The sequence below is a fragment of the Streptomyces sp. NPDC020875 genome (genome assembly GCF_040641415.1).
GTDB lineage: Bacteria > Actinomycetota > Actinomycetes > Streptomycetales > Streptomycetaceae > Streptomyces.
Genome location: NZ_JBFADP010000060.1, coordinates 1 through 12,262 on the forward strand (window position 1 = coordinate 1; position 12,262 = coordinate 12,262).

Sequence of the window (12,262 nt, forward strand, 5' to 3'; positions counted from 1 at the left end):
CGCACGAGGCGCTGCTGACCGCATGGCCCCGGCTGCGGGCGTGGATCGACACCGACCGGGAGCTGCTGCGGCTGCGCCGCCGGCTCGCGGAGGGCCGGGCCCCTCGTCGTATTCGCTGTCAACCGGGGTGACCGGCCGTGACCCGGCCGGTTCACCCCGTCATCGTGCCGTCAGTCAGACGGCGGCGCGCCCGCCGACGAGACGCGGCAGCATCCGGAACCCGATACCACCGGCGATCATGGTCGCCGCCCCGACGAGCAGGAACGTGACCTCCATCGCACCGGTCTCGGCCAGCTCTTCCTTGGCCTCGCCCTGCTGGACGGGCTGGGACCCGGCGTTGTTGGTGTCGGTCTGGTTCCCACCACCGGTCGAGCCACCGTTCGACCCACCGGTGGAGTTCCCGCCACCCTGGGTGCCGTTACCGCCGTTGCCGCCGGTGCTCTGACCGCCGTGGCTGTTGCCGCCGCCGGTGTCGTTACCGCCGTCGTCACCGCCGCCGGGGGTGCCGTTGCCGCCACCCGGAGTGCCGTTGCCGCCGCCGGGGGTGCCGTTGCCGCCACCCGGGGTCCCGTTGCCGCCGCCGGGGGTGCCGTTGCCACCACCCGGAGCGCCTTCACCGCCACCCGGGGTCCCGTTACCACCGCCGGGAGCGCCTTCACCACCGCCGGGGGTGCCGTTGCCACCACCCGGAGCGCCTTCACCGCCACCCGGAGTGCCATTACCACCACCCGGAGCGCCTTCACCGCCACCCGGAGTGCCATTACCACCACCCGGAGCGCCTTCACCACCGCCCGGAGTGCCATTACCACCACCGGGAGCGCCTTCACCACCGCCGGGGGTGCCATTACCACCACCGGCGTCATTGCCGCCGTCGACGCCACCGGCGCCGGTGGCGCCGCCATTGGTCTCGCCGTCGCTCTGAATGCCCAGGCTGACGTCGGCGGACGTCTCACCGGTGAACGCGGAGGCCGCTCCGGCCACCGTCAGCGACGCGCCTGCAGCGATCACCGCGCCGGCGGCGATACGTGCCACGCGGATTCGCGTCTTCTTCGTCATCTACCTGCTACCCCCAGTAGCTATTCGTCAATGGAGCCGGGTCTCCGGGGCGGCTACTCAGAGGAGAACCACTGTCCTCACCCCGCTCGCCCACGCCCTGAAAACACGCATGCCGCGCGCCAGCCTGTCCAGTATCCGAGGAGGCGTCAAGCCGGTTCCGCGAACGATGCCCGATATAGGGGTGGTTGCCGCACCAGAGGCGACTCAACTGTGACCCGATAGGCTGAACTCCCCCCACAGGGAACCGGCTTTACCGTCTTGTCGACAAAGAAGCCGGAGTGATCGTCCCCACCGCTCACCCCGTTTTCGGACACTCAATCGACACGCGGGCCATTTCGAATGAGGTGATCCAACTCCTCTTCGATATCGCCCCGACTTCCATGATCGACATAGATAGCGCATTCGTCGATGCGCATTCCGCCCCCTCCGGCGAAGAGTTCGCGGTGAAGAAATCCACCCCGTTCGATATCCGAATCGCCGCCTCCGCCACCGCCACCGCTCCCGGGAACGCCGAGAGCGCCGACCCCGGGGGGCCGGCGCTCTCGCCGTAGGAACGGGGTCCTGGCCCGGAGGTTACTTCTCCTGGGCCTGGTCCTGGCGCTTGCGCCAGCGGATGCCCGCCTCCAGGAAGCCGTCGATCTCGCCGTCGAGGACGGACTGGGGGTTGCCGACCTCGAACTCCGTACGGAGGTCCTTCACCATCTGGTACGGGTGGAGGACGTAGGAACGCATCTGGTTGCCCCAGGAGTTGCCGCCGTCGCCCTTGAGGGCGTCCATCTTGGCCTGCTCCTCCTGGCGGCGGCGTTCGAGGAGCTTGGCCTGGAGGACGTTCATGGCGCTCGCCTTGTTCTGGATCTGGGAGCGCTCGTTCTGGCAGGAGACCACGATGCCGGTGGGGATATGGGTGATCCGGACCGCCGAGTCCGTCGTGTTGACGCCCTGGCCGCCGGGGCCGGAGGCGCGGTAGACGTCGATCCGGAGTTCGGACTCGTCGATCTCCACATGGTCGGACTGCTCGACCACCGGCAGCACCTCGACACCGGCGAAGGACGTCTGGCGGCGGCCCTGGTTGTCGAAGGGGGAGATACGGACCAGCCGGTGGGTGCCCTGCTCGACGGAGAGGGTGCCGTAGGCGTAGGGGGCCTTCACCACGAAGGTGGTGGACTTGATCCCGGCCTCCTCCGCGTAGGAGGTCTCGTAGACCTCGGTGGAGTAGCCGTGGCGCTCGGCCCAGCGCATGTACATCCGCTGGAGCCGCTCGGCGAAGTCGGAGGCGTCGACGCCGCCCGCCTCGGCGCGGATGTTGACGAGGGCCTCGCGCTCGTCGTACTCGCCGGAGAGGAGGGTACGTACCTCCATCTCGTCGACCGCGCGGCGGACGTCCGCCAGCTCGGTCTCGGCCTCGGCGAGGGTGTCGGCGTCGTCCTCGGCCTCGGCCAGTTCGAAGAGGACCCCGAGGTCGTCGATCCGGCCGCGGAGGTGCTCGGCCTTGCGCAGCTCGGCCTGGAGGTGGGAGAGCCGGCTGGTGATCTTCTGCGCCGCCTCCGGGTCGTCCCAGAGGGACGGGGCGGCCGCCTGCTCCTCGAGCACGGCGATGTCTGCCCTGATCCTGTCGAGGTCCAGAACGGACTCGATCGACCCCATGGTCGCGGAGAGGGACTTCAGCTCTTCGGATACATCGACGACTGCCACGCGTCCAAGCGTAACGGCTGCCCGGCCCGACCCGGCCCGCCAGGTGGTGGCCCCGTGCCCCGCCGGGGCTCCCACCGGGGGGAATGCGGCTGAGGGCCGGTCCCGGCGGGCCGTGCGGAGGGTCCGCCCCGGCGGCTCCGGGCGCGTGCCGCTCCAGGTGCGCGCCGGGGGCGTGCCCGGCGACGGCCTAGCGCTGTCCGGCGGGGGCGGGGGCCTGCGGGAGCGCGTCGGCGTTCGAGGTGGCGAGCCAGCCGCCGACGCCGACGACCACCGCCACCAGCAGCGCGGCGACACCCCGGCGGAGGCGGACCGATCGGCTGGTGCCCTTGTTCCGGGCGGAGCCGGGGCGGCGCTGGCCGGGGCTGCGGGGCGCGCGGGCGGTGCCGTGCGCTCCTCCGGCCAGTTCGTCGGGGGCCGGGACCCGCATGGAGGTGTGGGTGTCGCGGTTGGCGTCCGCCGGGGCGGCGCCGGGGACCAGGGGGACCGCGCCCCGGCGGCGGGGCGCGGGTGCCTCGTCGCCGGTTTCGAGGTCCCTGGTGTACCGCTCCGTCGGTACGGAGTCGTCGTCCTCGGCGGGTCCGTCGACGTCGCGGACGTCCAGCGGCGGGATGCCCGCGAGACCGGGCAGGGTCTCGCGCAGCCGTACGCCCAGTTCGGAGGCGCGCAGCCGGGAGGCGGGCGCCTTGGCCAGGCACTGGACGATCAGCTGCCACAGGTCGTCGGGGATGCCCGGGAGGGGGACGACGGTCTCCGTGACATGGCGGCGCAGTACGGCACCGGGGTGGCCGCCGCCGAACGGGGTGAACCCGGCCAGCAGCTCGTAGAGCACGGTGGCCAGGGCGTAGATGTCGACCGCGGCGCGCGGCGGCAGGCCCTCCACGATCTCCGGCGCCAGATAGTCGGGGGTGCCGATGATCTTCGTGGTCTTGGTGCGGCGGGCGTTGTCGATGAGTTTGGCGACGCCGAAGTCCGTCAGCAGCGCCGGGTGTGAACCGGCGGGACCGAGGGGGCCCTGCATGTCGAGCAGGATGTTCTCGGGCTTCACATCGCGGTGGACGATCCCCGCGCGATGGGCGGCGGCCAGCCCGTCGGCGACGTCGGCGACGATCGCGACGGCCGCCTCGGGCGCGAGCCGCCGTTCCCGGTCGAGGCGGGTCCGCAGATCGGTGCCGCGGACCAGGTCCATGACGAGGGCGAGGTCGTTGCCGTCGACCACGAGGTCATGGACGGCGACGATCCTGGGGTGGTCGAGCCCGAGCAGGGCGGTCCGCTCCTGGACGAAGCGGCCGACCAGTTCCTGGTCGGCGGCGAGGTCCTCGCGCAACAGCTTGATCGCGACGGGCCCGTCGGGGCCCTCCCCGGCCCACACCGTGCCCGCGCTGCCCCGTCCGAGGATCTGATGGGCCGTGTACCGGCTGCCGATATTCCGTGCCAAGACTGCTCCCTCAGCGGCTGGCGTTGCCCTTAACGTACGCGGCCGTCGGGGAGGCATGTGCCCCGGATGGGATCACGACACGTACGCTCCGGGCGAATTCCAGGGATATCGCCGGAATTATCGGAGGGAAGTCCGGCCGTTTTCACCCATTCGGAAGTCGATAAAACGACAGCCTGGTGGCAATCGGAAACCCGGGGACGGCGGAGGGGCGGGGTCGCGTACCGCCGCGATCCCGCCCCTGCCCGCTTCATCGGTTCATCGGGTTCACCGGTGTCAGGGCTGGTTGCCCGTGCCGTTCCCCGTACCGCCGTTGCCGCCGCCGTCGCCGGAGCCGGAATCGGAACCGCCCAGGTCGGAGATCCAGCCGGTCACGGTCGAGATGCCGTCGCCGATGGCGTCCCAGTAGCCCTTGCCTTCGGCGACCCAGCCCTGGAGCGGGGTCAGCTCCCAGATCAGCCAGCCCGCGACGACCAGCATCACCACGGAGAACAGACAGCCCTTGAGACAGCCCAGACCCGGGATTCGCATCGGGTTGGCGCTGCGCTGGCGCGGCTGCCGGGGCTCGCGCTCACGGCGCGGCGCGGGCTGCTGCGGCTGCTGGGGTTGCTGCGGCTGCTGGGGCGGGGTGTACGGCTGGACCTGCTGGGGCGGGGGCGCGTACTGCTGGCGCTGCGGCGGCTGCGGACGCTGCTGCTGGTACGGCTGCGGCGCGTACTGCTGCTGCTGGTGGTGTCCCGGCGGCGGACCCTGCGGGGGTCCCTGATGCGGCGGGCCCTGCGGGGGCTGCTGCGGTCGGCGCTGGGGCCTGCGGGCCAGCGGGTCCTGGCCGGGGTCCAAGTACTGGACCTGGGTCTGCTCGTTGCGGTCGCGGGCGGCGCGGAGCTGGGACTGCCAGGGGTGCGGGTCCTCGGGACCCGGGCCGCCGGGCTGTCCTTCGGGGCGCGGCGGCACCGGCGGCATGACGGCCGTCGGGTCCGGGGCGCCGGTGTGCGGCAGCACGCTCGTCGGGTCGGCGGCACCGGCCGGGCCCGAGGTGTGCGGCAGCACGCTGGTGGCCGCCGCGGGGTCGTATCCCGCGGGGGCCGCGCCGTGCGGCAGGACCTGCGTGGGGTCGGCGGCGCCGGGGGTCTCTGGGACGGGGGCGGGCGCCGGGTCGGGCGCCAGCAGCGCGCCGACTCCGAGGGCCGCGTCGACCTGGGCGGACGAGGAATGCACCCCGATACCGGCGGCGACGACCCGGAGTCCGCGCGCCAGGTTCTGGGCGCTGGGCCGCTCGCCGGGCTCCTTGCGCAGGCACCGCTCGATGACGGTCCACAGCGGCTCCGGAACCGTGGTGGGCCGCCGGGGCTCCTCGCTCAGATGGCGGTGCAGGACCTCCAGCGCCGTACCCCCGGCGAACGGCGGGCGGCCGGTCACCAGCTCGTAGAGCAGGATGCCGGCGCCGTAGATGTCGACGGCGGAGGTCTGCGGACGGCCCTCGGCCGACTCGGGGGCCACATAGGCCGGGGTGCCGACGAACTCGTGGGTCCGGGTCAGGCCGGGCGAGTCCGCGAGCCGGGCGATCCCGAAGTCGGTCAGCATCGGGTGGAGCTGACCGTCGGGGTCGGTCCGCAGCAGGACGTTCGCGGGCTTGAGGTCGCGGTGGACCACGCCGTCGGCATGGCTGGAGGCCAGCGCGTCGGCGATCTGGGCGGTCAGCAGGGCCGCGGCGACCGGGGTGAACGGGCCGCTGTCGCGCAGCTGGCGGTGGAGGTCGGGGCCGTCGACCAGGTCCATGACGAGGGCGAGGAGATCGCCTTCGACGACGAGGTCCCGGGTCCTGACGATATTGGGGTGCGTCAGACGCAGCAGGACGGACCGCTCGCGGAGGAACCGCATCACGACGTCCGCGTCGTTCGCCAGCTCCTCTTTGAGGACCTTGATCGCCACGGTCTCGCCGGGCTGACCGGGCACGGCGGCCTCGGCCCCGGCGGTCTCCCGCTGCCGGGCACGCCAGACGGTGCCCGTGGCTCCGCGCCCGAGCGGCTGCTCCAGGAGGTACTTGCTGCCTACAGGCCGCACGTCTTGCGCTCCCTGCTGATCGTGGTCCGGACCATCCCCGCCAGGCGCGGGGCGCCGACGGTCGGCGCTCCGCACCACTTTAGTGGGGTCGAACGGTATGACGTTCGGTTGTCCACAGGCCCCCGGGGACGGGTGGGGCGCTCGGCCCCGGTCCCGGCGGTACGGAGAACCGTCGGACGCCGCTGTACGACGGTCGAACGCGCTGTTGAACGCCGCCGGGCGCCGTTGAACATCGTCGGTCGTCGTCGTACACCGGTCGTACACCGTTCGAACAGGAGACGCCGCTGATTCCCCGGTGGTTGCCAGGTGCCTCGCGAAGCGGCGCATGTCACGGTGCGCGGGGCGGCTCTTGTCACGCGGTTCCGCGCGTTGTGCCACCGGCGGTGGAGGGGTACCCGGCGCCTCCGCCCTCCGGTGCCGCCCCATGACCCGGGCTACGCCCCGCGGCCTGATGTCGTTCGCGGTCCGCGGACCGGACGTGGCTGGTCGCGCGGTTCCCCGCGGCCCGGAACGCTCTCCGGCTTCCCGGCCCTGAGGAGGCGCGCGCGAGAAGGGGGAGGAGGGGTTCGGCGTCGGGAATCGGGGCTTTGGGGCGCACTTTTCCGGCCGGAGCGGACCAATCATGATCACTTCTTGGCGATACCCGGGCGTGTTGTCAGTGGCAGGTGCGAGGATTCCCCCAGCACGCCTTCGCGGGCGGGGGATCCCCGGGGCGTGCCGACCTGCCGGGTGGGGGCGACGAGGCGGTTTCCCTGCCGGTTACTTGTGCCAGAAGGGATTGCTGACGGCGATGCAGATCCGGCTGACCGTTCTCGCGCCGCGCGGCGGACAGGCCGCGGCGGGGCCCGTGGCGGGACCGCGTGCGTGCGATGTGCTGGTCACCGCGCCCGCGGGGACGGCGCTGGCCGCGGTGGCCTCGGGTCTGGCGGCGGCCGTGGCAGGTCCGGACGCGTCCGGGCCCGCCGTGCTGTTCGCGGGCGGGGAGCGGCTGGACGCCCAGCGGCGGACCCTCGGCGAGCCGCCCCTGGTGGACGGCGCGGTCCTCTCCCTCCACTTCCCCGGCGACCACGGCCCCTCGGGTACGGACTCGACGCCCCAGCTCCATGTGGTCGCGGGTCCCGACGCGGGCGGGGTGCATCTCCTGCACGGCGGCCGGGTCGGCATAGGGCGTTCCGCGGACGCGGACGTCCCGCTCGACGATCCCGACGTCTCCCGGGTCCACTGCGAGGTGGTCGTCGCGGACGACGGCCGGGTGACCGTCGCGGACCTCGGCTCCACCAACGGGACGGCGCTCGACGGCCGGCCCGTCGGCTCCCGGCCCGTGCCCCTGGCGCCGGGGGCGCTGCTGCGGCTCGGCGAGTCGACGCTCCGGCTCGCCTCCGGCGGGCATACGGAGCCGCTGCCGACCACCCCGGACGGCGAGGGGCACCTCAGGCTCCCGGCCCGCGCCCAGGAACGGCCCGGCGAGCCGGACACCGCCGACGCAGGCGCCGATGCCGATACCGCCGGGGGCACGGGCGCCCCGGGCACCCCGCACAGCCCGTACGACACGAACACCTCAACCGCCCCGCCCGCTTCGTACGGCTCGAACGCCTCCGGTGCGCCCTACGCTCCGGGGCCCTACCCGCTGGGCGCCCCCGCGCCGGAGACGCACGGGACGCCCGGGACGTCCGGGACATCAGGGACGTCCGGGACGTCCGGGGTGTTCGGCACCAACCCCGCCGACGCCACCCACGCGGCCAACCCCGGGTACCCCCGGGCCGGGGAGCCCGGCGCCGACGAGCCCCGGGGCGGAGCGCGCCGTAAGGGCGGCATAGGCGCCTGGGCCGCCCGGCGCTTCAAGGGGGACCGCGAGCCGGACGCCGCCGGGTCGTTCCCGGAGCCGCCGGACAGCGGCGCCGCGCCCGTACCGCCCGCCCCGCCGACGGCGGAGACCTGGCCGGATCCGGCGGCCGTACTGCTGACCGCCGTGGGTCCGGGACCCCGGCTCTGGGAGCGCGGCCCGGACCATCCCGAGTCCCTGGTGCTCCGGCTGGGCACCGCCGACCGGGACGGTCTGGCCGCCGTGCCCGTGACCGTCGGGCTGCGGGAGGCAGGTTCCCTCGGGATAGCCGGTCCCCGGGCCCGGCTGGCGGGGGCCGCCCGCTGGGCCGTCGCCCAGCTCGCCGCCCTGCACTCCCCCGCCGATCTGGAGCTGGTGCTGATCTCCGCCGACCGGAACCGCCCGGTCGAGGAGCGCCGGGCCGAGTGGGCGTGGCTGGGCTGGCTGCCCCAGCTGCGGCCCGCGCACGGCCAGGACTGCCGGCTGCTGCTGGCGTACGACCGCGACCAGGCGATCGCCAGGACCGCCGAGCTGACCCGGCGGCTGGACGCCGGTCCGCTGGGCCCCGGCTGGCCGAGCGCCGACCGGGCGGCCGTCGAGGAGGTCGCCGCCGGGTACGAGGGCCCCAGGACGGTCGTCGTCGTCGACGGCGATCCCGGCTCCGCCGCGCTGCGGGAGACCGCGGCCCGGCTGGCGGGCGCGGGCCGGGCGGCCGGGATCCATCTGATCGTGCTGGCCGAGACGCCCGCCGCGTCCCCGCTCTCCCCGGTCGCCGCGGTGTACGAGACGGCCTGCGCGGCGTCCCTCCCGTTCCGGGAGTGCGGCGCCGTCGGCATGCTCAGCGGCGATGTGGCGACGGCGCTGCGCGTACTGCGGACCGTAGGCGGACTGCCCGCGGGGCAGGGCGCCCCGGCCGTGGTCGACGCGGTGTCGACGGCCTGGGCCGAGCGGTTCGCCCGGGCCCTGGCGCCGCTGCGGGCCGAGGGCGGCACCGCCCCGGAGGGGGCCGGGGGCCGGGCCGTGGCGCTGCCCCGCTCCGCCCGGCTGCTGGACGAGCTGGGCCTGGCCCGGGCCACCCCCGCGTCCCTGATGGCCCGCTGGGCGGAGGCCGGTGATCAGCCCGCGCCAGTGACGGTGCTGGGCGCCGGGCCCCGGGGCCCGCTGGCGGTCGATCTGACGGCCGAGGGCCCGCATCTGCTGATCGAGGGCCCGCCCGGCAGCGGCCGTACGGAGCTGCTCCGCTCGATCGCCGCGTCGCTGTCCGCCGCGGGCCGTCCCGACCGGCTGGGGCTGCTGCTGGTCGACGGCGCGGGCGGCGGCGAGCGCGGCGCCGGACTCGCGGTCTGTACGGAGCTGCCGCATGTCACCGACCATCTGGCCGCGACCGACCCGATACGGATGCGGACCTTCGCCCAGGCCCTGGGCGCGGAGCTGAAGCGCCGGGCCGAGCTGCTGGACGGTACGGACTTCGCCGCCTGGCACGCCCGGGACGACCAGGGTGGCCGGGACGCCAGGGACAGCCGGGACGCCCGGAGCGGCGACACCGCGCGGTCCGGCCCCGGGCGCCCTCCGGTCCGGCCAGGCGTTTCGTACGGCTCCGACGCCACGAGGTCCTACGGCTCCGATGCCGCCGCCGGTCCCGACACCGGCCGCGGTACGGCGTCCGGCCGGGTCGTCGGCCCCCGCTCGCCCGTCGCCGGGGAGCAGGACGGCGGCTACGGCGCCGGAGTCGGATCGCGCCGGGTCTCCGCCGCCGCGCGGGCCGACACCGCGGGCGGCCGGACCCTCCGGCCGGGTCGTCCCGACACCGCGTCCGCCGACCCCCGGATCACCGGCCGGGGCGATCTCGACTCCCCGCCCAGCTCCACCCTGCGGCTCCGCCCCGGCGGCCGGACCAGACCCGCGCCCGTCCCCGGGCCGCTGCCCCGGCTGGTGGTGCTGGTGGACGACTTCGACGCCCTCGTCGCCCCCGCCCTCGGCAGTACGGGCCGCCCGGCGGCCGGGTCCGTCGTCCGCGCTCTGGAGGCCGTCGCCCGGGACGGCGGCAGACTCGGGGTCCATCTGATCGCCGCCTCCGCCCGTCCGGACCGGACGGCGGACACCGACCTGGCGCACGCCGCCCGGCTGCGGGCCGTCCTCGACGCGCCGTCCACCGCCCCCGGGCAGGACGCCCCGCTGCCCGGCCGGGGCGCCCTCGGCCACCCCGACGGCCGGGTCACCCCCTTCCAGGGCGGCCGGGTCACGGGCCGGATCCCGCGTACGGCGACGCTACGCCCCACCGTCGTACCGCTGGAGTGGGAGCGGATGGGCGACCCGCCGACCCGCAGACCGGTCCGGGAGCTGGGGAACGGGCCCACCGATCTGGCGCTGCTGGCGAGCGCGCTGGAGCGGGCGGCGGGCTCGGTGGACGCGACCCCGCTGCCGCCGCTCTCTCCCGTCTCCTGACAGGCGCCGGGCGCGGGAGCCGGACCGTACGGGCACGACGTCCCGGCGCCCGGCTCCGGCCCGGGGCGTACGAGCGCCACACTTCGGCGCCCGGCTCCGGCTCCGGCTCCGGGGCGTACGAGCACCGCGCTCCGGCACGCCCCCCGGGTCACCCGCGCGAGCGCCGTCACGCCCAACTCGCCTTCTCCTCCTGCCCCTTACACCTCTCCGTACGCCCCGAATCCACCGACTCTCCCCACCCCCAACACCTTTGACGGGACATCACGTCACAGAGGGATCACGAAAGCGCCCGCCACGCTCCCGGCGGATTGCGAGCCCTGCGGCCCAGGCATAGACCTGACACGCAACGCTTCAGCGCCGAGGGAGAGAACGGGGCAGAAATGCGTACACCTCTTCGCATGAGCAAGGTCGCGAAGGCAGCGGTGGTCTGGGCCGTCGTCAGCGCTTTCACCGTCGCCGGCTGCGGCGACAAGGGCAATGACGACGACTCCGGCGACGGCGGGAAGACGGGGAAGGACGCGGCGGCAACGATCCGGCTGCCGAAGCTCGACGGGCAGACCGTGCAGGTCGCGGCGGTGTGGACCGGCAAGGAGCAGGAGAACTTCGTCAAGGTCCTGGACGAGTTCGAGAAGCGGACGGGCGCGAAGGTCACCTTCGTCCCCGCCCAGGACCCGATCGTCAACTTCCTCGGCACCAAGATCGCGGGTGGCAGCCCGCCCGATGTGGCGCTGCTGCCGCAGCCGGGCGCGATCCGGCAGGCCGTGGCGCGGAAGTGGGCCAAGCCGGTCGGCCCGGAGGCCAAGGCCCAGCTGACCAAGAACTACGCGGCGGGCTGGCAGCGAATCGGCCAGGTCGACGGCGAGCAGTACGGCGTCTACTACAAGGCCGCCAACAAGTCCCTGGTCTGGTACAACGTGGCGGCGTTCGAGGGCGCGGGCGTCCAGGCACCCGAGACCTGGAAGGAGTTCCTGCAGACCGCGGAGGCCGTCTCGGCGTCCGGTGTCACCCCGGTCTCGGTGGCGGGCGCCGACGGCTGGACCCTCACCGACTGGTTCGAGAACATCTACCTCTCCCAGGCGGGCCCCGAGAAGTACGACCAGCTGGCCCAGCACGACATCCCGTGGACCGACCCCTCGGTCACCGAGGCGCTGACCACCCTCGCCGAACTCTTCGGCAGGCCGGAACTGATCGCGGGCGGCGCGGACGGCGCGCTCCAGACCCCGTTCCCGCAGTCGGTGACCCAGACCTTCACCGGAGGCGCCACCCCCGAGGCCGCGATGGTCTTCGAGGGCGACTTCGTCGGCGTCAACATCGGCGAGACGGAGGCGAAACTCGGCACGGACGCCAAGGTCTTCCCCTTCCCGGCGGTGGGGTCCGAGGCACCGGTGGTGACCGGCGGGGACGCGGCGGTGGCGCTGCGGAACAGCGAGGGCGCCCAGGCACTGCTCGCCTTCCTCGCCTCCCCCGACGCGGCCCGGATCCAGGCCGCCGCGGGCGGCTTCGTCTCGCCCAACAAGGCGCTGGAGCTGTCCGCCTACCCCAACCAGGTCCAGCGGGGCATCGCGAAGGCGCTGATCGACGCGGGTGACGACGTACGTTTCGATATGTCCGACCAGATGCCGCAGGCGTTCGGCGGGACGCCGGGCCGGGGGTTCTGGAAGATCCTCCAGGACTTCCTGAAGAACCCGAAGGACGTGGCGGGCACCCAGGCGAAGCTGGAAGCCGACGCCGCGAAGGCGTACAAGAACTGA

General features: G+C 74.1%; 8 protein-coding genes. 4 read left to right on the forward strand and 4 right to left on the reverse strand.

Annotation, left to right across the window (positions count from 1 at the left end; genetic code table 11):
* Positions 1 to 14: 14 nt before the first annotated feature.
* Positions 15 to 131, forward strand: a complete 117-nt coding sequence (locus AB0G74_RS28285; RefSeq protein ID WP_361151793.1) for a hypothetical protein — start codon at positions 15 to 17, stop codon at positions 129 to 131.
* 43 nt (positions 132 to 174) lie between these two features.
* Here the strand turns inward: AB0G74_RS28285 and AB0G74_RS28290 are convergent, their stop codons facing one another.
* Entirely contained in the window at positions 175 to 1,056 is an 882-nt protein-coding gene (locus tag AB0G74_RS28290) for a hypothetical protein (protein ID WP_361151698.1), read from the reverse strand.
* Between the two features lie 278 nt (positions 1,057 to 1,334).
* On the opposite strand from AB0G74_RS28290, the gene AB0G74_RS28295 reads away from it, so the two are divergent.
* Positions 1,335 to 1,607, forward strand: a complete 273-nt coding sequence (locus tag AB0G74_RS28295; RefSeq protein ID WP_361151700.1) for a hypothetical protein — start codon at positions 1,335 to 1,337, stop codon at positions 1,605 to 1,607.
* Between the two features lie 22 nt (positions 1,608 to 1,629).
* Here the strand turns inward: AB0G74_RS28295 and prfB are convergent, their stop codons facing one another.
* From prfB to AB0G74_RS28310, 3 genes are all read right to left on the reverse strand, one after another.
* On the reverse strand, positions 1,630 to 2,748 hold the full coding sequence (gene prfB / locus AB0G74_RS28300; protein ID WP_361151703.1) for a peptide chain release factor 2: 1,119 nt from the start codon (positions 2,746 to 2,748) through the stop codon (positions 1,630 to 1,632).
* Positions 2,749 to 2,935: 187 nt separating this feature from the next.
* The gene (locus AB0G74_RS28305) at positions 2,936 to 4,183 is read right to left on the reverse strand and encodes a serine/threonine-protein kinase (RefSeq protein WP_361151705.1); all 1,248 of its coding nucleotides are present in this window, start codon (positions 4,181 to 4,183) and stop codon (positions 2,936 to 2,938) included.
* A gap of 273 nt (positions 4,184 to 4,456) precedes the next feature.
* Positions 4,457 to 6,244 (reverse strand): serine/threonine-protein kinase, encoded by a 1,788-nt coding sequence (locus AB0G74_RS28310; protein WP_361151707.1) that lies wholly within the window; start codon positions 6,242 to 6,244, stop codon positions 4,457 to 4,459.
* Between the two features lie 790 nt (positions 6,245 to 7,034).
* Between AB0G74_RS28310 and AB0G74_RS28315 the strand changes: the two genes are divergently transcribed.
* A complete protein-coding gene (locus tag AB0G74_RS28315) occupies positions 7,035 to 10,511 on the forward strand; it encodes an FHA domain-containing protein (RefSeq protein ID WP_361151710.1) in 3,477 nt (1,158 codons plus the stop codon).
* A 398-nt stretch (positions 10,512 to 10,909) separates the two neighbouring features.
* The gene (locus tag AB0G74_RS28320; protein WP_361151713.1) at positions 10,910 to 12,262 is read left to right on the forward strand and encodes an ABC transporter substrate-binding protein; all 1,353 of its coding nucleotides are present in this window, start codon (positions 10,910 to 10,912) and stop codon (positions 12,260 to 12,262) included.

Excerpts from the sequence above, each read along its gene's own strand:
- AB0G74_RS28290 (WP_361151698.1), bottom strand. The coding sequence starts at position 1,056 with ATGACGAAGAAGACGCGAATCCGCGTGGCACGTATCGCCGCCGGCGCG.
- AB0G74_RS28315 (WP_361151710.1), top strand. The coding sequence starts at position 7,035 with ATGCAGATCCGGCTGACCGTTCTCGCGCCGCGCGGCGGACAGGCCGCG.
- AB0G74_RS28320 (WP_361151713.1), top strand. The coding sequence starts at position 10,910 with ATGAGCAAGGTCGCGAAGGCAGCGGTGGTCTGGGCCGTCGTCAGCGCT.